We start from the raw sequence: 24,446 nt of genomic DNA on the forward strand, positions 1-24,446 counted from the left end.
ACAAGCCGCGATTGCACCGGCGGGGCGCGGCTGGCATGGGCGCGGGGCGATGAAAAGAGAGCTTGAAAAGACATTCGACCCCGCCGCGATCGAGGCGAAGTGGTATCCCTATTGGGAAGATAACGGCCTGTTCCGTCCGCACCGGCCGGACGCGGAGCCCTTCACCATCGTCAACCCGCCGCCCAATGTGACCGGCAGCCTGCATATCGGCCACGCGCTCGACAACACGTTGCAGGACGTGGTGATCCGGTACGAGCGGCTGCGCGGCAAGGATGCGCTCTGGGTGGTCGGCACCGATCACGCCGGCATCGCCACGCAAATGGTGGTCGAGCGGCAGATGGAAGAGCGGCAGGACAAGCGCACCAATTATTCGCGCGAAGAGTTCGTCGACAAGGTGTGGGAATGGAAGCACGAAAGCGGCGGCACGATCACCCGCCAGCTCCGCCGCCTCGGCTGCTCGATGGACTGGAGCCGCGAACAGTTCACCATGGACCCGCATTTCAGCGCGGCGGTGACCAGGGTCTTCGTCGACCTCTACAACCGCGGCCTGATCTATCGCGCCAAGCGGCTGGTAAACTGGGACCCGGCGCTCAAGACCGCGATTTCCGACCTCGAGGTCGAGAACCGCGAGGTGCCGGGCCACATGTGGCACTTCAAATACCCGCTCGCGGGCGGGGAGACCTACACCTACGTCGAGCGAGACACGGATGGCAACGTGACGCTGGAGGAAGAGCGCGACTACATCTCGATCGCCACCACCCGTCCCGAGACCATGCTGGGCGACGGTGCGGTGGCGGTGCATCCCTCGGACGCGCGTTACGCCGCAATCGTGGGCAAGTTCTGCGAGATCCCGGTGGGGCCCAAGGAACACCGCCGCCTGATCCCGATCATCACCGACGACTATCCTGATCCCGATTTCGGCAGCGGCGCGGTGAAGATCACCGGCGCGCATGACGAGAACGATTACGGCGTCGCTAGCCGCAACGGCATCCCGATGTATCGCCTCATGGACGAGGTCGCTTCAATGCGCGCCGACGGCGCCCCCTACGCAGAAGCCAGCGCACAGGCGATGCGGATCGCGCGGGGAGAGGTTGCGCCCGACGCCAATGCGGTCGACGCACTCAATCTCGTCCCCGACGAATATCGCGGGCTCGACCGCTACGAGGCGAGGAAGCGCGTCGTGGCCGATATCGACGCCGAAGGCCTGATGGTCATGGTCGAAGACAAGCCGATCATGCAGCCCTTCGGCGACCGCGGCGGCGTGGTGATCGAGCCGATGCTGACCGACCAGTGGTACGTCGATGCCGAGAAGATGGCCGTGAAGCCACTCGACGCCGTCCGCTCGGGCGCGGTCGAGATCGTGCCGAAAAGCTGGGAGAAGACCTTCTTCAACTGGATGGAGAACATCCAGCCATGGTGCGTTTCGCGGCAGCTATGGTGGGGGCACCGGATTCCGGCGTGGTTTGGTCCTGACGGGAAAATCTTCGTTGCCGAAAACGAAGCAAGCGCGGGTGAACTAGCGCTAGATCATTACCAGAGCGAGGCCGGACGCAAGTTGAGAGTTGAGTTCATCGATGCCAAATCGGTGTCAGTTGCTTTTCGCGAAATCGGTTGGGTTGGGAGCGTCTGCGACGTCGGAGCGCAGCCAGTAGATCAGGACACGGTCACCCTGCGTCGCGACGAGGACGTCCTCGACACCTGGTTCTCCTCCGCGCTGTGGCCTTTCGCCACGCTCGGCTGGCCGGAGCAGACCGAGCTCCTCGCCCGCCACTACCCCAACGACCTCCTCATCTCCGGCTTCGACATCCTGTTCTTCTGGGATGCGCGGATGATGATGATGGGACAGGCGATGACGGGCGAGAACCCGTGGAAGCGGCTCTATCTCCACGGGCTCGTGCGCGCGGCGGACGGGGCCAAGATGAGCAAGTCCAAGGGCAACGTCGTCGATCCGCTGGGCCTGATCGACAAGTACGGCGCCGACGCGCTGCGCTTCTTCATGGCGGCGATGGAAAGCCAGGGCCGCGACGTGAAGATGGATGAGCGGCGCGTCGAAGGCTATCGCAACTTCGCCACCAAGATGTGGAACGCGGCGCGGTTCTGCCAGAGTAATGGGATTGGCGCGAGCCAGACACTGGCAGCGCCTGCGGCCAGCAGCGCGGTCAACAGGTGGATCATCGGCGAAGTGGTCGAAACCCTCGCCGAACTCGACAAGGCGATGGCCGACCTGCGCTTTGACGCGGCGGCGAACGCGATCTACCACTTCGTCTGGGACCAGTTCTGCGATTGGTATATCGAGCTTGTGAAGGGTTCGTTCGACGAAGAAACCCGCACCGTTGCCGGATGGGTGCTCGATCAGATCCTCGTCATGCTGCACCCGTTCATGCCGTTCGTCACCGAAGAACTGTGGTCGAAGATGGGCGCGCGGGCGGATTATCCGCTGATTACCGCCGAATGGCCGCAACCCGCCGCCACCGTCGATCCGGCGGCCAAGCGCGAGGTCGAATGGCTGATCGGTTTGGTCGGCAATGTGCGCGCGGCGAAGAACGAGCTGGGCATCGCGCCCGGCGCGCGGCTCGAGGCCTATCTGCCCGATCCGTCGCCGGCGACCCGCGCAATTATCGAGCGCAACGGCCCGGCGATCGAGCGGTTGGCGCGGCTTGGCGGCATTCGCTTCGAGCCGGCCCCGGAGGGCGCGGCAATGCAGATCGGCGCAGGGGATGCCAATATCATCGTCCCGCTCGAAGGGGTGATCGACATCGCCGCCGAACGGGCGCGCCTCGCCAAGGCGCTAGAGGCGGCGCAGAAGGAAGCGAAGTCGCTTGCCGGAAGGCTGGGCAATCCGGCGTTCGTCGAAAAGGCCAAGCCCGAAGCGATTGAGAAGGCGCGCGCCGATCACGCCCATCACACCGCCGAAGCGGAGCGGCTCGCGGCGGCGCTGGCGCGGCTGGGGTGAGCCTTTCCAGCAACCCACGGCCGGGTGACACGGTGTCAACTTTGTCACCCGGCGAGGCGTCTCGAGGTGCCGCCCTGCGATGCTGACGCTTGCTACCCAGGCCGAGGGAGAGCCGGGAAGCGGAGCTCTGGCGGAGCCAGAAATTTTCGCCTCGCTCCAGGGCGAAGGGCCGAGCGCGGGATACCCTTGTGCGTTCATCCGGCTCAGCCGTTGCAACCTCGCCTGCCACTGGTGCGACACGGCCTATACCTGGCACTTTACCGGCGATAACCGCCCCCACCGTGACGGGCTGGTGTTTGAGCGGCGCGCCAACCAGCTGGTGCTCAGCGAAGAGGAGGCGGCCGCCCGCATCCTCGCGCTGGGGCAGAACCGCCTCGTCATCACCGGTGGCGAGCCGCTGTTGCAGGGCGCGGCGCTGGCCCGGCTGGCGGCGCTGCTGCCCGATATGCGGATCGAGATCGAGACCAACGGCACCGTCGCCCCGCACCCGGCGCTCGACGGCCAGGTAGCCCAGTACAACATCAGCCCCAAGCTCGCCCATTCGGGCAACCCGGCCGATCTCGCGCTGCCCCCCGAACGGCTGACCGCCTGGGCCGCCGAGCCGCGTGCGACCTTCAAATTCGTCATCGCCACCCCTGACGATCTGGCCGAGGTGCTGGCGCTGGCCGAGAATTACGCCATCCCGCGCGAACGGATCATGCTGATGCCCGAAGGCACCGACAGTGCGACCTTGCGCGAGCGCGAGTGCTGGCTGGCCCCGCTGGCGCTGGAGCACGGCCTGCGCCTGTCCGACCGGCTGCACATCCATCTCTACGGCGATACGCGCGCGACATGAGAGCCGCCGGCCCGCGCCGTCGCGGCGATCTGACACAAGGGCCGATCGCGCGCACGCTGCTCGTGTTCGCGCTGCCGCAGATTGCCGGCAATGTGATGCAGACGCTGAACGGTTCGATCAACGCGATCTGGGTCGGCCGGCTGCTGGGCGAACGCGCGCTGGCCGCCACCGCCAATGCCAACCTAGTCATGTTCCTGTTGTTCGCGCTCTCCTTTGGCCTCGGCATGGCGGCGACGGTGCGGATCGGGCAGGCGTTTGGGGCGCAGGACATTGCAGCCGCGCGGCGCACGCTGGGGACAGCACTGGGGGTGACCGGCGGGCTGGCGCTGCTGCTGGCGGCGACCGGCTGGCTGGCCGCGCCTGCCCTGCTCGACCTCCTCGGAACGCCCGGCGAGGCGCGCGGCGAGGCGCTGACCTATTTGCGGATCATCTTCCTCGGGACGCCGGGGATCATGCTGACGGCGATGATCGCGATGGGCCTGCGGGGCATTGGCGATGCGACCTCACCGCTGATCTTCATGGTGCTGACGGCGGTACTCGACATTGCGCTTAACCCGCTCCTCATCCTTGGTATCGGGCCGCTGCCGGCATTGGGCATTGCCGGGTCTGCCTGGGCCAGTGTGATCGCCACGAGCGTCGGTTTGGTCGGGATCGTTTTCTGGCTTTACTGGCGCGACCTTCCGCTGCGCCTGCGCGGCGCGGAACTGGTCCTGCTGCGGCCACGCGCTGACGAGACGCGCTTTCTCCTGACCAAGGGCTTGCCGATGGGGGCACAGATGCTGGTCATCGCCGGCGCCGGGCTGGTAATGATTGCGCTGGTCAATCGCGAGGGCTTGATGACGGCTGCGGCCTATGGCGCGCTGTTGCAATTGTTCAATTACGTCCAGATGCCCGCGCTGGCGATCGGCGCGGCGGTAACCGCGATGATGAGCCAGCATATCGGCGCGGGGCTGGATGCGCGGGTGCACACGATCAGCCGCAGCGGCGCGATCATCAACACAGCGATGACCGCAATGCTGGTCGCTGCCCTGTTCGCGTTCGGACGGCTCGCCCTCGGACTGTTTCTCGGGCCGGATAGCCCGGCGGTGGACATCGCGCTGCACATCCAGTCGATCATGCTGTGGAGCTATCTGCCGTTCGGCATCACCATCGTCCTGTTCGGCACGCTGCGCGCCTATGGCGTGGTCTGGGTGCAGCTGATCACGCTGTTCGTATCGATGTATATCCTGCGGCTCGGTGCCTACTATGCGCTCTATCCGGTGATGAATTCGGATGCGCTATGGGTGTCGCAGTTGGTCAGCTCGATCGCGTCGCTGGTGATCATCCTGTGGGTCTATCGCCGAGGCCGCTGGCGGCGCGTGCCGGCACAGCGAGGTGGCGGGGCAGGCCGTGTCTGAACCGGTATCGCCAACGCTGCGACAGCTTGTCGCGGTGAGCGCAAGGATCGGCTGCCTCAGCTTTGGCGGACCGGCCGGACAGATCGCTCTGCTGCACCGCGAGTTGGTCGACCGTACCGGGTGGATCGCCGAGCGCGAGTTTCTCCATGCGCTGAACCTGTGCCATCTCCTGCCTGGCCCCGAGGCGCAGCAACTGGCCACCTGGGCCGGCTGGCGCCTCCATGGCTGGCGCGGCGGGATGGTCGCGGGCGGGCTGTTCGTGCTGCCCGGGGCGCTGGTGATGCTTGGCCTGTCGATACTCTACGCGTACGCCGCCGGATTGAGCTGGTTTGCCGCCCTTTTCCTGGGGATCAAGGCGGCCGTGCTGGCGATCATTGCGCAGGCGCTGCTGCGGATCGCCCGCCGCGCGCTGGTTACACCGTTGCAGGGCGCGCTGGCGGCGGGCGGATTTGCCGCTCTATTCCTGCTGGGCGCACCGTTTCCGCTGGTGGTCGTCGCGGCGTTGGCTATGGGCAGCGTGGTCGGCATAATGGCCCCGGCAAGGCTGGCACTGGCCCCGCCACTCGACACAACCGCTCCTCCCGCTGCCCCGCCTTGGCGTACCAGCGTGATCGCGGTGACGGTGTTCGGGGCGCTTTGGCTGGTGCCGCTGGCGCTGGTGATCGCCTTTCTTGGCTCCGACCATGTGCTGGCCGATATCGGCCGCCTTTTCGCCCGGCTCGCCCTGGTCTCATTCGGCGGAGCCTACGCCGTCCTGGCCTACCTCGCACAAGACGCAGTGGCGGGTTTTGGCTGGCTCGCCGCGCCCGAAATGGCCGACGGGCTGGGCCTTGCCGAAACCACCCCGGGGCCGCTGATCCTGGTGACGCAATTCGTCGGCTTCCTGGCGGCGTTCCGCGCGCCCGAACCCTTCAGCCCGCTCATCGCCGGCATATTGGGGGCCGGGATGACGCTGTGGGTGACTTTTATCCCGTGTTTCCTGTGGATTTTCGCCCTTGCGCCGTGGCTCGACAAGATCGAACGTGCGCCGGCGCTGCGCGGCGGGTTGGCGGCGGTCACCGCAGTGATCGTCGGCGTCATCGCGCAACTTGGCCTGTGGTTCGCGCTCCACGTCCTGTTCACCGCGTTGCAGCCCGTGAGCGCCGGGCCGCTCCGGTTCGACTGGCCGGTCTGGGCGAGTTTCGACTGGCGAGCAGGGGTAATCGCAATGCTCGGGGCGGTGTTGATCTTCGCCTTCAACCGCGGGGTCGCGCTGACGCTGGCGGTCTGCGCTCTTGCCGGGCTGATCCTAGGCGTCGCGATTCCCGCAGTCACCGCCTGACGCTCAGCCCTGCGCGCGCCAGCGGTGGACGATGCGCTTGACCGTCTCTTCCTCGCCGCCGCTGCCTTGCCAGAGCTCTACGAAGCTCGGATCTTCGGAGGCCGGGCGCTTTACCTCTTCCAGCGCGTCGAAACCGACGCGGATCGGGATCGCCACGCCTTCGCCGCAGATGATGCATTCGCGGTTGCGCAGCGCCGGGATGCTGTCGAGGAAGCCGCGCGCGCCTTCGGGCATGGCTGCCTTGACGAAGGCCTGGTCGCGATCGTTGTTGAGCCGCATCGAGATGATCGTGCCGCACTGGCTCAGCACGCCTTCGGCCAAATCGCTCGGTCGCTGGGTGATCAGGCCGAGGCTGATGCCGTATTTGCGCCCTTCCTTGGCGATCCGGCTGAGAATCCGCCCGACCGAGCTGCCATCGGCATTCTTCTCGTTCGGGACGTAGCGATGCGCCTCCTCGCACACCAGCAGGATCGGGCGCGGCTTTTCCTCGCGGCCCCAGATCGCGAAATCGAAGGTCAACCGGCTGAGCACCGCCACCACCGTCGCGGTGATGTCGCTCGGCACGCCGGACACGTCGATGATCGCGATCGGCTTGCCATCGCCCGGCATCCGGAAGATCTTGCCCAGGAAGTCGACCATCGTATCGCCGACCAGCATCCCGGAAAACATGAACTGGTAACGCGGGTCGCCCTTCAACTCGTCCAACTTGGTCTTGATCCGCATATAGGGCGCAGTCGAGGTCGCCTTGTCGAGCTTGCCCATCTCGTCCTGCAACGTGTTCGACAGGTCGGACAGGAGGTAGGGGATCGGGCTGTCGACGGTAATCTTGCCGAACTGCTCGGCGAGCCGGCTCTTGCTGCGGGACTTGAGCAGGCACTTGGCGAGGATGTCGGCATCGCATTGCCGATCATTGCCGGTGCTGGTGAGTAGCACCTCGCAATGTTCTTCGAAATTCATCAGCCAGTACGGCATCTGCAGGTTCGAAGCGTCGAGGATGATCCCCGTATTACGGAATGCGGCGGCATATTCCCCGTGCGGGTCGATCATCACGATATGGCCGTTGGGCGCGGCCTCGCAAATCCGATGAAGGATCAGCGCCGCACTGGTCGACTTGCCTGTGCCGGTCGAACCGAGCAGTGCGAAATGCTTGCCCAGCATGGCATCGACATAGAGGCCGGCGCGGATATCCTTGGTCGGATAGACGGTGCCGATCTGGATATTGGCCCGCCCGTCACTGGCATAAACCTGGCGCAGATCGGCGGTGCTGGCGGGATAGACATAGGCGCCCGGTACGGGAAACCGCGTCACCCCGCGCCGGAATCCGTGCAGGCGGCCGGTTAGCCGTTCTTCCTGCCCTTCACCGAGGAAATCGATATCGGCGAGGATGCCGCCGTTGGCGCGCCGGTCCTGCTTCTGGTTGCGGACATTGGCGATCAGCCAGGCATCGCCCACCCGCACCTTGACCTGGCTCCCCACCTGCCCGGCCAGCGCAATCGAAGGGTCGGCATCGGCGATGCAATCGGTGAGCCGCTGGAGATCGAGCGCGATCTGCGAGCCGGCGCCCGACACTTCGAGCACCACGCCGATCGGCTGGTCGACGTTATCGCTCTTCGCCGCCGCGACCGGCTGCGTTGCCGGACCGCGCCCGGACTGGTCGCCGCCGCTTGTTCCCTGCCGCGCAAATTCCTGCTGCCCCAGATCCGTCATTTGCCAGCCCCGTTATGCTTTTATGCGGCGGTGCTAGGGAGGCAGTGGTTAAGATGCGGTCAATCGGCCGTCAGATCAGCGCAAAGACCCGCCCGGCGAGCCAGCCCATGAACACCGACAGACTGACCGCGAACAGCCCGTACCAGAATGCCTGCCGGCGGGAGAACTGTTCGACGAAGCGTTCGAAGCCGACCTTCTTCACCTCGACCTCGGCAATCGCCGAGGCAATCACCCGGCCGTTCGAGATGGCAAAGGTTTCCGCCGTGTAGGTGCCGGTGGTGACGTTGGAGGGGAGATAGAACCGCGCCTGATACAGCACGCCCTCGCTGATCGTCACGCCGCCCTGCCGTTCGCCGAAGAGGCCCGAGCGCGACTGAAGGTCCACCAGCCCGGCTGAAAAGCGGGCCTGCTCGGCCGGGTCGATCGCGCCGCTGGGCGAAAGCTGGATGAACTCGGTGCCGAGCTCGTAGATCGCCGCGGTGCGTTCATCGACGATGTCGGCCACCGGGCGCGACGAGGCGAGCGCGAAATAGCTGGGCGCCGAACGGAAGGTGGCGCTCTGGCTGTTGACCCAGATGCCGCCGACCTTGGCCTTCTCGCGCACGCGGATCGGCGCGGTCGGCCCTTTCAACACCACCGCGACGTCGTATTCGGCCGGCGCGCGGGTGCCGGCAGGATCGAGGATCGCGCCGAAAAACAACAGCTCCGTCCCGGTAAAGCCCTGCCGCACGCGAACCTCGTGCTGCGACACTTCGGGCACCAGGATCGGGTCACGCTGCCCGCTCAGCGCGAGGAAAGCCAGCAACAGCAGCGCGATCCGCCTCACAGCAGCGTCACCGTGTAGATCTCGTCCGGGCGGACGCCCAAACCCCACAGCATCCTCAGCGCGACCACCAGCACCAGGCTGGCCAGAACCAGGCGGAGCAGGTCGGGCTTGACCTTGGCGGCGAGCTGCGTCCCGATCTGCGCGCCCGATACCGAGCCGAGCAGGAGCAGCGCGGCGAGCACCAGGTCGACCGCATGGGTCGTCAGCGCGTGCATCATGGTGGTCACCATGGTAACGAACAAGATGTTGAACAGACTGGTGCCCACCACCACGCCGGCGCTCATCCCGAGGATGTAGAGCATTGCCGGAACCAGGATGAACCCGCCGCCGACTCCCATCAGCATGGTCAGCGCGCCGGTCACCATGCCAAGCAACAGCGGCGCCAGCGGCGAAATGTAGAGGCCCGAGCGATAGAACCGCCAGCGCATCGGCAACGCGGCGATCAGCGGGTGGTGGCGCCGCTTGCGCGCCGGTGGCGGCGCCCCGCCCTTGCGCGCGCGCATTGCGCCCAGCGCCTCGCGAAACATCAGCGAGCCGATCGTCCCGAGCAGCAAGACGTACAGCACGTTGATTACCGTATCGATCTGGCCGACCGACTGGAGGAACTTGAACAGCACCGCGCCGATCAGCGAGCCCACCGCGCCGCCCGCGACCATCACCCCGCCCATCCGGTAATCGACCCCGCCGCGGCGGCGATGCGCGAACACGCCCGAAACGCTCGCCCCCGTCACCTGCGTCGAGGCGGAAGCTGCGGCGACGGTCGGCGGGATACCGTAAAAGATCAGCAGCGGCGTGGTCAGGAACCCGCCGCCCACGCCGAACAAGCCCGACAATATCCCCGTCAGCGCGCCCAACGCGACGATCACCAGACCATTCACTGAAAGGTTGGCTATGGGAAGATAGACGTCCATCGCCTCCCCCGCCTAGCCCAGCCGGGCCGCGCGGGAAAGGCGGCCGGGCGCAGTGTCCCCGCCTAGAAACCGTGGGTCAGCGTAACGACCGGCCCCGATCCCGGTTGGGCGTTGCCGGCAATGCGCTTACGGTAGTCCAGTCGCAAACGCATCGTTTGGCCGCCGATGCCCCCTGCAATGCCGAGCGAAGGGCCCAAATCGAGCCGGTTGGCCCCGTCTTGCGCCGACCCCCATGCGCCGACGCCCGCCTCGATACGCGCTGCCCCTAACCGAACCATGTCCCGCATCGCCTGCGCCTGCGCATCGACAAACGCTGTCCCGTCGCGCCCGCCGACATAGCCGGCCTGTACATAGAAATCTCCGGTCGTTCCGGCCGGCAGCCGGACTGGCGGCAGTTCGCTGGTGATGAACGCCGCTGGCCGCACGCGCATTCCGCCGCCGTCCGCCACGGCGCGCGCTTCGCCATGGAAGCGCACGGGCAAGGTCGCGACGGGCCGCACTGACAGTCCCGCGGCAAGCTCCTGCTGGCGGAATTGCAGCGCCCCGCTGGCTCGGAGATAAGCCGCAGGGTGGTGCCCGTCTGCCGCGCCCAGCCGATAGCGTAGTGCCACGCCTGCCTGGCTACCTCCGAGCAACCCCGGCCCGGCGATCCCGAACTCGGCCTTGCCAGGCCGGTAGAGCAACCAGCTCTCGGCCAACCAACGGCGTGGAACCAAGGGCAAAGTGGGCGGACCCACAATCGCTCTCTGCTCCGCTAGCACAGACCTGCGGGGTGATGGGGCAGCGCCAGAATCGGCGCTGTGCGATAAAGCTGCAACGGCCCACGCGGCGGCGACGGGACGCTCGCTGCGCAGGTCTTCTACTTTCGAACCTTTGTCGCTCCGATGACGGGCCGCACTGGGTCCGTCAGGCCCGCCTGCTCCGTGAAGCGGCGTTGATGTGTTTGCACCGACCGAGGCCAATGTCGCTGACGGTGCCGACACCATCGGCGGTTGGTCTTGCGGCGCCGTCACTAGGTTTGTGGGCGATGTTTCCAGCACCGCGAAGGGCGAGGTCCATAGGGTTACCCGCGCCGCTGTCCAGGCGGCCATGACCAGCACGAAAGCAATCAGTGGGCGGCCGTTCATGGCGCGGCAAGCGCCGGGTGATCGAGATGCTCGGTCTTGTCCCACCGTGCAGGCCGGCCGGCGAGCGCCGCCAGATAGGCGTTCAGCGCGCGGCGTCCGGCCATGATCGCGATGATATTAGACACCGGGATGCGCAGCACCGCGCGCACGCCCTCGTTCCAGCCATGTTCGCGCGCGGTGAAGGCGGCGCGGTTGGCCGCGCGCCACAGCAGACTGGCGAGATTGACCCCAAGCAGCAGCTTTATCGTCGGGTCCAGCGGTACGCTCACCCCGCCCCCGGCGAGCCGTGCCAGCCAGCTCGCCGCTGCCAGCACCAGCAGCAGATAGGCGGCGCTGAGGGTCAAGGCCGTCAGCGGCCCGCGCCGGTCGCGCAGCCGCCACCAGATTTCCGCCGGGCGCCGATGCCAGCCGAGCCTGTCCCATCCCTGGAAGGCAATCCCGTGCATCCAGCGCGTCTTCTGCCGCACGGCGGCGCCAAGGCTGGCCGGGAAGCACGCCCGCGTCGCCACCAGCAGGCCGTCGGCGCCGCGCTGGCGAACGAAGCGGCTGCGGGCACCCATCGCCGCCAGTCGCAGGCCAAGCTCGTAATCCTCGGTCAGGCTGGTGGGCGTAAACGGATCGCCTGACGACGCGCTCGCCGCCAGCCGGTCGAGCCACTCGCGGCCGATCGCGCACCCCACCCCGGCCGAGGGCAACGCCACCCCCAGCGCATCGCGCACTACCATCGCCTTGGCATGGCTTTCGCAGAACTCGTCGATATAGTGCCCCGCAATCCAGCGGGAGCGAGTGACCGGCATCGGCAGTACGGGAAGCTGTACCATGTCGGCGCCCGCATCGCGCGCCTGCCCGATCACCGTCAGCGCACGGTGATCGACCATGTCCTCGGCATCATGGACCAGCACGTAATCGACCGGACACTCGCTGCGTTCGGCTGCGACCAGCGCGTGATAGAGGTGGTTGAGGCAATCGGCCTTGGTATTCGGGCCATCATGCGGCAGGACCACATGGCGGATTTGCGGATTGGCGTACGCCGCTTCAGCCGCAATGGCTGCGGTTGCGCGGTCGTTCGGATAGGTGCCGACCCACAGCTGAACGTCAGCTTCGCGCCAGGCCGCGAGCATGTGGCGCAGCGTCGTCGCCAGCACGTCGCTTTCTTCCCACGCCGGGATGAACACCGCCATCCGGCGGGCGCTTGGTACGATGGCGTCAGCGAAGGGTCGCGAGCCAGCGCGCCGCGTCAAGCGCAGCCATAGCCAGGTCAGATCGACCGCCAGCTCGTCGAGCGTCCCCAGCAGGAAAAAGATGCCAGCGAACAGGAGCAGTTCGCGCTCGGCGAGCGCCAGCCATTGCCAGGCGTTTAAGTCCATGAAATGCAAGTGCGACCCTCACGCGCGGCGGTACCAGATGGCAGTAAGGGTTGCAAGCTTGCCGCCATTGGCCGAAAGCGCGGCGCATGGACGCTCCCCAACTCACCCGCGATCCGCGCCCGGGCGGCCTCGGCGCGCTGTTCGCACCGGTGCGCGCACTGTTTATCCGGGATTCGGCTGCGGGCATCCTGCTGATCGCCGTGGCCTTTGCGGCCATGGTTGTCGCCAACTCCCCGTTGGCAAATGCCTATCACGATTTGTTTCACCAGCCGCTCTGGGCGGCCAGTACGTTCAAGCTGAATACGCTGCACCTGTGGATCAACGATGCGCTGATGGCGGCGTTTTTCTTCCTCGTCGGGCTCGAGGTCAAACGCGAGCTGGTGGCTGGGCAACTGGCTGATCCGGCCCAGCGCCGGCTGCCCCTGATCGCAGCGGTGGCGGGCATGGCGATGCCGGCGCTTGTCTATTTTGCTATCGCCGGCGACAATCCAACCCTGCGGGCCGGGTGGGCGATCCCGGCGGCGACCGACATCGCCTTTGCAATGGGTGTGCTGGGGCTGCTCGGTAACCGCGTCCCAGCCTCGCTCCGCCTGTTCCTGCTAACGGTGGCCATCGTCGATGATATTGGCGCCGTGATGGTCATCGCCCTGTTCTATACTACCGGGCTGAAACTGCTCTGGCTGGCAGCGGCGGCGGTGGTTTTCGCAGCGATGGTGGCGCTCAACCGGCGCGGGGGTTCGACCCTGTGGCACTATCTCGCGCTCGCCATAATCTTGTGGTTCTGCGTGCTCAATTCGGGCGTGCACGCAACTATCGCCGGCGTGCTCGCCGCCCTGACCATCCCGATGTACCGCCGGACGGGCGAGGATATGCTCGAAAGCGTCGAGCACGGCCTCGCGCCGTGGAGTGCCTACTTTATCGTGCCGATCTTCGGCTTCGCCAATGCGGGGGTCGAACTCGCCGGTATCGGGATCGACGGAGTGTTTGCCGAATTGCCGCTGGCGATCGCCGCGGGCCTGGTAATCGGCAAGCAGGTCGGCATCCTCGCGGCGGTATGGCTGGCCGACCGCTCGGGCTTCGCACTCAAGCCCGAAGGGGCGAGTTGGCCCGAAGTGTGGGGCGTGGCCATCCTGTGCGGCATCGGCTTCACCATGTCGCTGTTCATCGGCGAACTGGCATTCCCCGGAAACCGCGAACTGCTCGACGAAGCCAAGATCGGCATCCTCGGCGGCTCGCTGATTTCCGCGCTGATGGGCTACACGGTGCTGCGCCTGACCAAGGTTCATCCCGAAGACGAGGATGCCGAGGCCTTGTCCTACGCGGCCAATCTCGCCGAAGACGAGCAGCGCGTCGCCCGGCTGAAGGGCGACTAGGGGCCTACCAGCTGCCGCTATTGGCCATGCTGGCCCACGGTTCGCGCGAGTCCAGCCGTCCGTTCTGCAGCAATTCCACCGAGATGCCGTCGGGCGATTTGACGAACGCCATATGCCCATCGCGCGGGGGGCGGTGAATCGTGTGGCCCGCCGCCATCAGCCGCTCGCAGGTGTCGTAGATATCCGCCACCTCGAAGGCGAGGTGCCCGAAATTGCGGCCGCCAGTGTACTGTTCCGGCGCTGAACCGTCGGCGGGCGGCCAGTTATGGGTCAGCTCGATTTCGGCCAGCCCCGCCTGGCCCGGGGCCGCGAGGAAAACCAGCGTGAAACGGCCCTGTTCGCTATCGAAGCGGCGCACTTCCTCGAGCCCGATCAGCTCGAAGAAGCGCACCGTTGCGGCAATGTCGGTGACCCGGATCATGGTGTGCAGAAACCGTGTCATCGCGCCTGTCCCTGTCAGAAGCTGAAGCCGATCGAGCCGACGATGGTGTCGTCGGTCAACCCGTTCACCGCCTGCCCCTCGGTGCCCACATAGGCCAGCCCGAACTCGATCCCGTGGAGGACCGAGGTTGCACCAAGCGACCAGTCGAGCCCGGTGCGGTCGGCGGTGCCCGCGAGGAACGCCGGGGCCAGCGGCCCGTCAGTATAGCCCAAATGCGCCTTCAACGTCAGCGGCGTCGCCGGGATGCCTGCGGCAAGGTCGGTCGAGAGATAGAGGTTGCTGCGCCCACCCAGCTCGTCCTGCTTGGGCGCCCATGCCGCGCCCAACCGCGCCTCGACCGGGCCGAGCGTGGTCGACAGCGCCGCGTAAGGCTCCCAATAATCGACGTTGCCGCCCGGCGCGCCATCGGGATAGGCGTAATAGAGCACGCCGATATCGGCGTTCAGACCCTCTCTCAGCGGCCCGCTCCATCCGGCATAGAGGTCAAGCTCGACATCGCCATAAGCCGCGCCGGCGTCGAGGTTCGATGCCCAGGCGCCAGCATAGAAGCCGCTGGCATGGCTGGCCTTGATGCCCCCCTGGAGCGCTGGGTCGCCGGCGGACAGGGACACGCCGCGGAAGCGGTAATCGCTGACGACGGCGACATTGCCCGACAGGTCGATGGCTGGCGGCCCGACCGCCGCATCCCCCGCATCCTGCGCCTGCGCTGGCAGAGGGATAGCGAGCACGGCAAAAGCCGATAGGGTCAGGACACGGCCAAGGCCGACAATGCGTGATGTGATCATGACGAAATCTCCCGCTCGAAGGTCGCTTCGTCCCGCCTACCCGGCACGGCGCGGCTTTGCGCGCTGCCTTGCCGGATTTGGCAGGGATGCCATGTCTTGCTGCACTGCACAAGCGGGCTTGTGCAGATGCTTGACTACGGGAACCGGCGCGGTGTGCATACATTGCGCAGAAAGGCCCGCTGGCCTATGCGCCCCGCTCCCCATCAACAATCAGCCGATGACGATGTTCGCTCCCTTGCGCCAGATGTTCCGTGCCCGACCCGAAGCCGCCAGGCCGACAGTGCCGGCGGGCGAGCGCTATTACGTCATCGGGGACATTCATGGACGGCTCGACCTGCTGACACCGCTTGCCGAGGCGATCGAAGCCGATGCCTCCACCAGCAGCGCCCGCAGCACGGTGATCCTGTTGGGCGACCTGGTCGATCGCGGGGCCGACAGCGCCGGGGTCATCGCCTATGCGCGCGCCTGGCAGCAGCGGCGCCCGGTGCGGATTCTCGCCGGCAATCACGAACAGATGTTCCTCGAAAGCTTTGGCTCGACCGAGGTGCTGCGCGAATTCCTCAAGCATGGTGGGCGTGAAACGGTGCTGAGCTACGGGATCGATCCCGATATCTACCGCGATGCCACCCTGCCCGAGGTCCAGGCGCTCATGGCGGACCACATCCCGGCCGCGGATATCGCCTTTGTCGAGGGGTTTGAAAGCTACGTCGAAGCTGGCGACTACCTGTTCGTTCATGCCGGCATCCAGCCGGGCGTGCCGCTCGATGAGCAGCAGCGCAGCGACATGCTGTGGATCCGCCGCCGCTTCATCGAGCACGATGCGCCGCACAGCCATTACGTGATCCACGGCCATACGATCAGCGAGACGATTGACCAGCAGCATAACCGCATGGGGATCGATACGGGCGCCTATCGCACGGGCCGGTTGACGGCGCTGGCGCTCGAAGGCACTGCTCGCCGATTGATTCAGGCGGTCGAAACCGATGGGCGGATCGCCATCGAAACAGGGGATCGGACATGAAAATTGCGATGGTAGGCTCGGGCTATGTCGGCCTGGTATCCGGTGCCTGCTTTGCCGATTTCGGCCATGACGTGGTCTGCATCGACAAGGATCAGGCCAAGATCGACGCACTGCATCGCGGGGTGATGCCGATCTACGAACCCGGGCTCGACGCGCTGGTCGATACCAACGTCAAGGCCGGGCGGCTGACCTTCAGCACCGACCTGCCCAGCGCGATTGCCGGCGCACTGGCGATCTTCATCGCGGTCGGCACGCCCAGCCGGCGCGGCGACGGACATGCCGATCTTACCTTCGTGCACGCCGTCGCGCGCGAGGTGGGCGAGGCGCTGGCAGGCGACGCGGTGGTGGTCACCAAATCGACCGTGCCGGTGGGCACCGGCGACGAGGTCGAGCGGATCATTGCCGATAGCGGCGCAGCCGCGCGCGGCCACCGCTTCAGCGTGGTCTCCAACCCCGAATTCCTGCGCGAGGGGGCGGCGATTGGTGATTTCAAGCGCCCCGACCGCATCGTCATCGGCGCCGAGGATGAGTTCGGCCGCGAAATCATGCGCGAGGTCTATCGCCCGCTATTCCTCAACCAGGCGCCGATCCTGTTCACCAATCGCCGCACCAGCGAGCTGATCAAATACGCTGCCAACGCGTTCCTCGCGACCAAGATCACTTTCATCAACGAGATGGCCGATCTGTGCGAGAAGGTCGGCGCCGATGTGCAGGATGTCGCCCGCGGCATCGGGATGGACAACCGCATCGGGCCGAAATTCCTCCATGCCGGACCAGGCTATGGCGGTAGCTGCTTTCCCAAGGATACGCTGGCTCTGCTCAAGACCAGCGAGGATTATGACAGCCCGACGCGGATCGTCGAGGCGGTGGTCAAGGCCAATGACACGCGCAAGCGCGCGATGGGTCGCAAGGTGATCGACGCTCTGGGGGGGCTGGAGCAGGCGCGCGGCAAGAAGGTCGCGCTGCTCGGCCTGACGTTCAAGCCCAACACCGACGATATGCGCGATTCGCCCGCCATTGCGGTTGCCCAGACACTGACCGATGCCGGAGTCGCGGTGACCGCCTACGATCCAGAAGGGATGGAGCAGGCACGGCCGCTGCTGCCTCAAGTGACCATGGCGGACGATCCCTATGCCGCGATCGACGGCGCCGATGCGGTAGCGATCGTGACCGAATGGGACGCCTTCCGCGCGCTCGACCTCGACCGGGTCAAGGCGATCGCCAAGGCGCCGGTGCTGGTCGACCTGCGCAATATCTACAATCCCGCCGATATGCGCGCCAAGGGCTTTGCCTATTCGAGCATCGGCCGGGGCTCGCCGGCGGCGAACGGAATGTCAGGGGGCCTGTAAGCCGGGTTCTGTCCCGCCGACTTTATCCGCGAGCGCGGAAAGTATCGCCGGGGGCAGCCATTCATCTGGGCGACGGATCGCTCCGCCGCTCTAGCAGCCAACCCGGGTGCCTCGGGACGAAACCTCCCTGCCCGGGGCACCTTGCGGCGGCGCGGGCGCGGCACCCCTATTTGGCCTTGCTCCGGGTGGGGTTTGCCATGCGAGGGCTGTTACCAGCCCTCCGGTGCGCTCTTACCGCACCCTTTCACCCTGACCTGCCGGACGCATCCGGCGGGCGGTCTGCTCTCTGTGGCACTTTCCCTGTGCTTGCGCACGGCGGGCGTTACCCGCCACCCTCGCTTCGTGGAGCCCGGACTTTCCTCGCGGCACAGAACCGTGCCACGCGGCTGCCCGGCCCCCTGACGGTGCGGATATAGGCGCGATCAGGGGCCGGCGCAATTATTCTGCGGCTAGGCGTGGGTGTCGGTCCTGTCCGCCCCGTCACCGCCGAGGTTAGCGAGCGATTCCTCAGGCGCGAGGAAGCGCCAGATCAGCGCACCGATCGCGGCGCCCGCCAGCGGCGCGAGTCAGAACAGCCAAAGCTGCGCCACTGCGCCCGTTTCCGCATAGAATGCCACGCTGGTCGAGCGCGCCGGATTGACCGAGGTGTTGGTCACCGGGATCGAGATCAGATGGATCAGCGTCAGCGCGAGGCCGATGGCGATCGGTGCGAACCCGCCGGGCACCTTGCGCGAGGTGGCGCCGAGGATGACAATCAGGAACCCGGCGGTGAGGATCATCTCGATCACCAGCGCCGCCCCCATGCTGTAACCGCCCGGCGACAGCGCGCCGAACTCGTTTGAGGCAAACCCGCCCGGCTCCCACCCGGCCTTGCCCGAAGCGATCACGAACAATGCACCGGCCGCGATGAATGCGCCGATCACCTGCGCGACCCTATAAGGAATGAGCTCGGCCCACGAAAACCTTCCGGCCACGGCGAGCCCCAGCGACACGGCCGGATTGAAATGCCCGCCCGAAATTCCGCCGACCGCATAGGCCATGGTCAGCACCGTCAGGCCGAAGGCGAGAGAGATGCCGGCAAAGCCGACCCCAATTCCGGAAACGCCGCCGCCAGCACCGCTGATCCACAGCCGCCGAACACCAGCCAGAAGGTGCAGACCGGTTCGGCCCCCAATTTGCGCATCATCATCTCAGAACCGAATTGAAAATCCCTAGCGGGTCACGCCGCGGTCGCGGTCGAGCAGCAGCTGGAACAGCATCGCCCGGATCTGCCCGTCGATCTGCCCGTCGATCCGCTCGGGCCGCCAGCGGCGCTGGAACGCCTCGACCGCCTTGTGCCCGTCGGTAATGTCATAGCCGAACCGTTCGAGCGCGAGATAGAACGTGCCGTCATTGTCGTAAGGGTCGCCCAGCGCGATGGCCGGCCGCGGCAGGCACAGGCCATAGCTCGCCAGCCGCTCCCACGGGAACAGCTCGCCCGGATCGATCTTGCGTAACGGGGCGACGTCCGAATGGCCGACCACATTGGCGCGCGGAATGTCGTAGGCGCTGACGATCCGCGCCAGCAGCGGGACCAGCGCCTCAAACTGCGGCTCGCTGAACGCGCGATAGCCATTGGCATGGCCGGGATGGTCCAGCTCGATCCCGATACTGGCTGAATTGATGTCGCGGATACCGCGCCAATAGGCCTGCCCCGCGTGCCAGGCGCGCTTGTCCTCCGCGACCAGCCGGGTCACTTCGCCATCCTCGGCAATCAGATAATGCGCGCTGACTTCGGTTGCCGGATCGCACATCCGCGCGCAGGCGGCCTCGGCGCCGAGCATCTCGGTATAATGCAGCACCACCATGGTAATCGGCAGCGCGCGGTCGTTGAAATTGGGAGAGGGCGCCTCGCGGTGGACCAGCTCGTCGCCCATCGCGTCAGCCGATCATTCCGCCGGCGTCGTATGGGATGACCGCGCCCAGCAGCAGCGCATCGCGGGTCAGCTGATATTGCAGCCCGCCGCCCGCCTGCTCGGCCACCAGCGCCAGCATCTGTGCGGCAGCGGTCCGGCTCGACAACTCGCCCGGTGCCAGCCGGCCTTCAAGCGCGCGGCCGATCGTCTCGTCAAACGCGACCCGTTCGCCGCTGGCGCGGATGACGATTTCGGCTGCGCCGGCGCGCAGTTCGGCTCCGATGTCCAGCGTGCCGCCGCGCACCAGTGCATCGAGCGCCATCTGCGCGAAATTGAGCAGAACCTTGACCGCCGGCTTGGGCAGATGCTGTTCGTTGAGGGCCCAATTGGCGGTGACACGCGGATTGGCTGCCACCAGTGCATCGACCAGCTGGCGCGCCTCGGCCATTTCGACCATTTCGCCAAAGCCGCCCGCCGCACCGAAGGCGAGGCGGAAAAAGCGCAGCTTGGTCGCGCTGGTCCGCGCGCTCTGTTCGAGCAGCTCCATGCACCGCGCGCGCATTTCGGGATCGCGTTCGTCGGCCAGCAATTCCAGCCCGTTATTGAGCGCGCCGACCGGAGACAGGAGATCGTGGCACAGCCGCGAACAGAGCTGGCTGGCAAGGTCCAGGGCGGCTTTGGTATCGGACATGAGAGCGTGGTGGTTCCGCGATGATGAAAGCAACGGCCGTGTCCTTACCCGCTCGTCAACCGATAGCAAAGCGGTTCGAACCCGTCCGCCGTGTCGCGCCACAGCGCCACCGCATCTGCCGCGATGATTGCCCAGATCCGCCCGTCACCTGCCGACGCGGCGCGATCGATTGCCGATGGCTCGGGACGGCCTGAAGGGTGCGAATGATAATGGCCAAGCAGCTGCGGCCCCCCGCCCCGCGCCGCGCGATGCGCCGCAATCAGCGCCGCCGGGTCGAGTTCGAAATGGGTGGCAGGCGCCGAATGCACATTGGCAGCAGGCCGCGCCTCGAGGATCTGGTCCGCTGTACCGAACAACAGCCCGCACACCTCCAGCGGCGCGCCATTGCCGCCGTGAGCCAGCATTGCCCGGTAGGCCGAGATTGTGATGTGCATCTGCATCGGTCAAAGAACGCCTGATATGGCCGAGGAGCAAACCATTACCGGCTCAGTCGCGCAAGCCGGGCGGGCCGACAAGGTGCTGGCCGAGGCGAGCGGCTTGTCCCGCGCGCGGGTGCAGGCGCTGATTGCGGAAGGCCGCGCGGCTGTCGCCGGCAGCGCGCTGGCCAGCCCGTCGGCCAGGCTGGCGGCAGGCAGTGCCTTTGTCATCGCGCTGCCGCCGCCCGCGCCCTTGGCCGCAATCGCGCAGGATATTCCGCTGGTGGTGGTGCACGAGGATGCCGACCTGATCGTGGTCGACAAGCCTGCCGGCTTCGTCGTCCATCCGGCGGCCGGCAATGCCGATGGCACGCTGGTCAATGCGCTGCTTCACCACTGCCGCGGGCGCTTGTCCGGCATTGGCGGCGTGGCAAGGCCGGGTATCGTCCACCGGATCGACAAGGATACGTCGGGCCTGCTGGTAGTGGCCAAATCCGATGCCGCGCATGAGGGGCTGGCGCGCCAGTTCGCCGACCATTCGATTGCGCGGACCTATCTCGCAGTGACGGCCGGGCATCCCCGCCCCGCCGCCGGGACAATCACCGCGCGGCTCGGCCGGTCGGACCGCGATCGCAAGAAGATGGCGGTGCTGGCGGACGATGCAGCGCGCGGCAAACACGCGGTGACGCATTATCGCACGCTCGAGGCGCTGGCGAGCGCGGCGCTGGTCGAATGCCGGCTGGAAACCGGCCGCACGCATCAGGTGCGCGTGCATCTGGCGCATATCGGCCATCCATTGCTGGGCGATCCGGTCTATCGCAGGACACCCGCCGCGCTCAAACCGGTGCTGGCACGCCTCGGTTTCGCCCGCCAGGCGCTCCACGCGGCAAGCCTCGGCTTTGTCCATCCGGTCACCGGCGAACCGCTGCTGTTCGAGGCCCCGCTGCCGGCCGATATGCGGGAACTAATCGACGAAACCTCTCGTTCAAATCGATGAAGTTCGCTGCAGAGCAGGCCAGTTCTGCGCTATAGGATGGGACGGTGGCCCGATGGCCGGATGCTTCAGCGGGTCCGGCGGAAGCGGCCGACCGGGAAAGGTCAGGATACAAAGTGAGCAAGCCAAAAGGAATGAGCGTCCCCGCGCTCAGTGGAGAGCAGAGCCTCAACCGCTATCTCTCCGAGATCAAGAAATTCCCGATCCTCACGCCCGAGCAGGAATACATGCTCGCCAAGCGCTATCAGGAGCACGAGGACCCCGAAGCCGCCGCGCAGCTGGTGACCAGCCATCTGCGCCTGGTGGCGAAAATCGCCATGGGCTATCGCGGTTATGGCCTGCCGATCAGCGACCTCATTTCCGAAGGCAATGTCGGGCTGATGCAGGGCGTCAAGAAGTTCGAGCCCGATCGCGGTTTTCGTCTCGCCACCTATGCAATGTGGTGGATCAAGGCGTCGATCCAGGAATTCATCCTGCGCAGCTGGAGTCTGGTCAAGATGGGCACCACCGCCGCGCAGAAGAAGCTGTTCTTCAACCTGCGACGGATGAAGCGCAATCTCGACGCGTATGAGGACACCGACCTCCACCCCGACGATGTGGCGACCATCGCCCGCGAACTGGGCGTGCCCGAGCAGGAAGTCGTCAACATGAACCGGCGGATGCTGATGGGCGGAGACAGCTCGCTCAATGTCAGCATGCGGTCGGACGAGGAAGGCAGCGGCCAGTGGCAGGACTGGCTGCAGGACGACCGCCCGTTGCAGGACGTGGTCGTGGCCGAGGCGGAGGAAGCCGATGTGCGCCGCGCCATGCTGGTCGAGGCGATGGACAGCCTCAACGAACGCGAGCGTCATATCCTCACCGAACGGCGGCTGGTGGACAATCCACAGACGCTGGAAGAGCTGAGCCAGGTCTACGATGTCAGCCGCGAACGGATCCGCCAGATCGAGGTGCGCGCGTTCGAGAAGCTGCAAAAGGCCATGCAACGCATCGCCAGCGAAAAGCTGCTGCCCGCGCCGGCCTGATCGGTCCGGCCCGATCGGACTGGCGGGGCTGGCTCGCGGCCGCGTGCATCGCTAGGACCTGGCCATGCTGTTTGCCGCGCGTCTGCTGGTCAAGATCGTGCTGGGGTTTGTCGCCCTCAGCCTGCTGTTTGTCGGCCTCTATCGGTTTGTGCCGGTGCCGGTCACCGCGACGATGCTGATGGACCCGAACCCGCTGACCAACGATTGGCAGCCGCTCAGCCATATCGACCGCAATCTGGTGCGCGCGGTGATCGCGGCCGAGGATGGCAAATTCTGCCAGCATAACGGCTTTGACACCGACGCGATGGAACAGGCGCTGCGCCGCAACCTGTCGGGCGGGCGGATCAGGGGCGGCTCGACGATCAGCCAGCAGACCGCCAAGAATGTCTTCCTGTGGCAGGGTGGCGGCTATTTCCGCAAGGGGCTGGAGGCCTGGTTTACCTTCCTGATCGAGAAGCTGTGGGGCAAGCGGCGGATCATGGAGGTCTATCTCAACGTCGCGGAGACCGGCATTGGCACCTATGGCGCCGAGGCCGGGGCGCAGCGTTATTTCAACCGTTCGGCCGCCAGCCTGACGCCGATGCAGGCCGCACGTATGGCCGCCGCGCTGCCGCTGCCAAAGGAACGCGCGGTGACGAACCCATCAGGGTTCACCCGCCGCTATGGCAATTCGATTGCCGCGCGGATGGGCGTGGTGCGCCGCCAGGGGCTGGACGCCTGCGTTTATCGCTAGGCGCCCGCCCGCTGGCGGCGGCGCTCAGTCGGCCACCTCGACCACTTTGAGCGTATAGACCCCGTTGGTGTCGCCGATGCCGAAGCTCGACACCATCACCAGCAGCGGCCCATCGCTCCGCGCAGTGAAGTTCAACACCTCGGTCCCGGTCAGATTACGATCTTCGGACCGTAGCGCGGCAAAGCCCGCGCTGCTGGCATTCTCGCTGTTTTCCGGCTCGGTCGGATCGGGCAGGCCGATGGCCACCACCGCATCGTAATTGGCTGTCAGTTCCACCCGATATGACCGGCCCGCGCCGACCTGGATCGCGTAGAGATCGTTGTCGGTCTGGTCGGCCAGCCGTCCGCTCGCCTCGCGGCCGATTGCCAGCGCTGCCGGCGGGGCCGGCGGGGCCGGGGCGGCGGTCCGGGTCAGCGACAGGCTGTAATCATTGGCATCCGGGGTCAGCGAGGAGACCTGCAGGTAATAGGTGCCGCTGACGGGCAGGCGGCGCCGGATCGCCGGATTGAGCCCGTCGGTGTCGTCGTTTTCCGCGATCACGCTGTAGCCACCGTTGCCGTCGGGCGCAGCAAGGCGGAGCACCGTGTCGTTGTCCGACGTCGCGCGCAGCAGCACCCATTGGCCGGCCTGTCCGGTGAAGGAATGGATCGTGGGCATTTCGCCCGAAACCCGCCCGCTCACCGTGTCGCCGATGCTGGTGGCCGTCACTGGCGCCGCGACGCTGGCACCCGGCCGCCGCCGAACCAGCAATTCGCGCTCCTTGTCGGCCGCCGCAACCGAGATGATGTAGCGCCCCGCCTCGGGCGCGACCAATCGCGTCCGCGGGCCATCGGGGGTCCACTCCGCTTCGCCGCCCTGCTTGAAGATGTCAGCCGGCGAGGGCGCGAGCGCGCTGCCCGAGGCGCGGCATACGCGCAGCGGGGTCGCTCCTGCCTCGTGGTTGGCTTCCTCATCCCCGGCTTCCGAGTCAGACCTCTCGAGCACCGCCAGATCGATGATCACCGCTTCGCCAGCTTGCAGGTTCACTCCATAGCTGCGCGCCGCTCCTGAGGGCACCGCCATCACCGTGCCGATGGTGATCCCTTGCGCCCCGGCGGCGCTGCAATCCTGGCCTTGTGCGAACGGCGCGTAGGCGAAGAGCGCGGTGCCGAGCGCAAATGCGGCCATCCGGTTCGGTCGATGCATGAATGGTCCCTCCTGTTGTGCCTGGCAGATTAGCCGCGCGGCGGGCTCTGCGCCAGCGAATTGCTGTGACATGGCGATGACAAGTTCGGTTAGCGG

General features: G+C 66.4%; 20 protein-coding genes, 1 other RNA gene and 2 pseudogenes. 10 read left to right on the forward strand and 13 right to left on the reverse strand.

Features of this window, described 5'->3' with window-relative positions; translation table 11 throughout:
- Positions 1-49: 49 nt before the first annotated feature.
- From ILT46_RS02095 to chrA, 4 genes are all read left to right on the forward strand, one after another.
- The gene (locus ILT46_RS02095) at positions 50-2,953 is read left to right on the forward strand and encodes a valine--tRNA ligase (protein ID WP_199502950.1); all 2,904 of its coding nucleotides are present in this window, start codon (positions 50-52) and stop codon (positions 2,951-2,953) included.
- A 79-nt stretch (positions 2,954-3,032) separates the two neighbouring features.
- Positions 3,033-3,788 carry a 7-carboxy-7-deazaguanine synthase QueE gene (locus tag ILT46_RS02100; protein ID WP_199502951.1) on the forward strand — a complete coding sequence of 252 codons (756 nt, stop codon included), beginning with the start codon at positions 3,033-3,035 and terminating at the stop codon, positions 3,786-3,788.
- Entirely contained in the window at positions 3,785-5,185 is a 1,401-nt protein-coding gene (locus ILT46_RS02105; protein WP_199502952.1) for an MATE family efflux transporter, read from the forward strand. The genes ILT46_RS02100 and ILT46_RS02105 overlap by 4 nt, the downstream gene beginning before the upstream one ends.
- Before the next feature lie 34 nt (positions 5,186-5,219).
- Positions 5,220-6,506, forward strand: coding sequence for a chromate efflux transporter (chrA, locus tag ILT46_RS02110; RefSeq protein WP_370592287.1), 1,287 nt, complete (start codon positions 5,220-5,222; stop codon positions 6,504-6,506).
- Between the two features lie 3 nt (positions 6,507-6,509).
- Here chrA and ILT46_RS02115 read toward each other — a convergent pair whose 3' ends face one another.
- The 5 genes from ILT46_RS02115 to ILT46_RS02135 all read right to left on the reverse strand — a co-directional run bounded on the left by ILT46_RS02115 (position 6,510) and on the right by ILT46_RS02135 (position 12,444).
- Positions 6,510-8,213 (reverse strand): ATP-binding protein, encoded by a 1,704-nt coding sequence (locus tag ILT46_RS02115; RefSeq protein ID WP_199502954.1) that lies wholly within the window; start codon positions 8,211-8,213, stop codon positions 6,510-6,512.
- Between the two features lie 70 nt (positions 8,214-8,283).
- Entirely contained in the window at positions 8,284-9,039 is a 756-nt protein-coding gene (locus ILT46_RS02120; RefSeq protein ID WP_199502955.1) for a TIGR02186 family protein, read from the reverse strand.
- Positions 9,036-9,950, reverse strand: a complete 915-nt coding sequence (locus tag ILT46_RS02125) for a sulfite exporter TauE/SafE family protein (protein ID WP_199502956.1) — start codon at positions 9,948-9,950, stop codon at positions 9,036-9,038. The genes ILT46_RS02120 and ILT46_RS02125 overlap by 4 nt, the downstream gene beginning before the upstream one ends.
- Positions 9,951-10,012: 62 nt before the next feature.
- Positions 10,013-10,648, reverse strand: coding sequence for a hypothetical protein (locus ILT46_RS02130; RefSeq protein WP_199502957.1), 636 nt, complete (start codon positions 10,646-10,648; stop codon positions 10,013-10,015).
- A gap of 425 nt (positions 10,649-11,073) precedes the next feature.
- Positions 11,074-12,444: a glycosyl transferase family protein gene (locus ILT46_RS02135; RefSeq protein ID WP_199502958.1), complete on the reverse strand. Its 1,371-nt coding sequence runs from the start codon at positions 12,442-12,444 to the stop codon at positions 11,074-11,076.
- 86 nt (positions 12,445-12,530) lie between these two features.
- Here ILT46_RS02135 and nhaA point away from each other — a divergent pair, with 86 nt between their 5' ends.
- A complete protein-coding gene (nhaA, locus tag ILT46_RS02140) occupies positions 12,531-13,817 on the forward strand; it encodes a Na+/H+ antiporter NhaA (RefSeq protein WP_199502959.1) in 1,287 nt (428 codons plus the stop codon).
- Between the two features lie 4 nt (positions 13,818-13,821).
- On the opposite strand, the gene ILT46_RS02145 is transcribed toward nhaA, so the two are convergent.
- A complete protein-coding gene (locus ILT46_RS02145) occupies positions 13,822-14,259 on the reverse strand; it encodes a VOC family protein (protein ID WP_199502960.1) in 438 nt (145 codons plus the stop codon).
- Between the two features lie 14 nt (positions 14,260-14,273).
- Positions 14,274-15,044 (reverse strand): TorF family putative porin, encoded by a 771-nt coding sequence (locus ILT46_RS02150; RefSeq protein WP_199502961.1) that lies wholly within the window; start codon positions 15,042-15,044, stop codon positions 14,274-14,276.
- A gap of 217 nt (positions 15,045-15,261) precedes the next feature.
- Between ILT46_RS02150 and ILT46_RS02155 the strand changes: the two genes are divergently transcribed.
- Together ILT46_RS02155 and ILT46_RS02160 are read left to right on the forward strand one after the other, a co-directional pair.
- Entirely contained in the window at positions 15,262-16,065 is an 804-nt protein-coding gene (locus ILT46_RS02155) for a metallophosphoesterase family protein (protein WP_370592289.1), read from the forward strand.
- Positions 16,062-17,375: pseudogene (locus ILT46_RS02160) on the forward strand (UDP-glucose dehydrogenase family protein); the annotation flags it as partial. The gene ILT46_RS02155 and the pseudogene ILT46_RS02160, both read left to right, overlap by 4 nt.
- Before the next feature lie 20 nt (positions 17,376-17,395).
- Here the strand turns inward: ILT46_RS02160 and rnpB are convergent.
- The 5 genes and pseudogenes from rnpB to ILT46_RS02185 all read right to left on the reverse strand — a co-directional run bounded on the left by rnpB (position 17,396) and on the right by ILT46_RS02185 (position 20,434).
- Positions 17,396-17,816: RNase P RNA component class A (gene rnpB, locus ILT46_RS02165), an RNA gene on the reverse strand.
- Positions 17,817-17,863: 47 nt separating this feature from the next.
- Positions 17,864-18,600 (reverse strand): annotated as a pseudogene (gene aqpZ / locus ILT46_RS02170) (aquaporin Z).
- A gap of 25 nt (positions 18,601-18,625) precedes the next feature.
- Entirely contained in the window at positions 18,626-19,330 is a 705-nt protein-coding gene (locus ILT46_RS02175; RefSeq protein WP_199502962.1) for an N-acetylmuramoyl-L-alanine amidase, read from the reverse strand.
- 4 nt (positions 19,331-19,334) lie between these two features.
- Positions 19,335-20,000 (reverse strand): histidine phosphotransferase family protein, encoded by a 666-nt coding sequence (locus tag ILT46_RS02180; RefSeq protein WP_199502963.1) that lies wholly within the window; start codon positions 19,998-20,000, stop codon positions 19,335-19,337.
- A gap of 44 nt (positions 20,001-20,044) precedes the next feature.
- On the reverse strand, positions 20,045-20,434 hold the full coding sequence (locus ILT46_RS02185) for a M67 family metallopeptidase (RefSeq protein ID WP_199502964.1): 390 nt from the start codon (positions 20,432-20,434) through the stop codon (positions 20,045-20,047).
- 25 nt (positions 20,435-20,459) lie between these two features.
- On the opposite strand from ILT46_RS02185, the gene ILT46_RS02190 reads away from it, so the two are divergent.
- The 3 genes from ILT46_RS02190 (at position 20,460) to mtgA (ending at position 23,165) form a co-directional block, all read left to right on the forward strand.
- A complete protein-coding gene (locus tag ILT46_RS02190; RefSeq protein WP_199502965.1) occupies positions 20,460-21,413 on the forward strand; it encodes an RluA family pseudouridine synthase in 954 nt (317 codons plus the stop codon).
- 131 nt (positions 21,414-21,544) lie between these two features.
- A complete protein-coding gene (gene rpoH / locus ILT46_RS02195; protein ID WP_199502966.1) occupies positions 21,545-22,432 on the forward strand; it encodes an RNA polymerase sigma factor RpoH in 888 nt (295 codons plus the stop codon).
- A 64-nt stretch (positions 22,433-22,496) separates the two neighbouring features.
- Positions 22,497-23,165: a monofunctional biosynthetic peptidoglycan transglycosylase gene (gene mtgA / locus ILT46_RS02200; protein ID WP_199502967.1), complete on the forward strand. Its 669-nt coding sequence runs from the start codon at positions 22,497-22,499 to the stop codon at positions 23,163-23,165.
- A 24-nt stretch (positions 23,166-23,189) separates the two neighbouring features.
- On the opposite strand, the gene ILT46_RS02205 is transcribed toward mtgA, so the two are convergent.
- Complete coding sequence (locus ILT46_RS02205) at positions 23,190-24,350, reverse strand: hypothetical protein (RefSeq protein WP_199502968.1); 1,161 nt, start codon at positions 24,348-24,350, stop codon at positions 23,190-23,192.
- Between the last annotated feature and the right edge of the window lie 96 nt (positions 24,351-24,446).

The sequence above is a fragment of the Qipengyuania sp. YIM B01966 genome (assembly GCF_016461955.1).
Taxonomy (GTDB): Bacteria; Pseudomonadota; Alphaproteobacteria; order Sphingomonadales; family Sphingomonadaceae; genus QFOP01.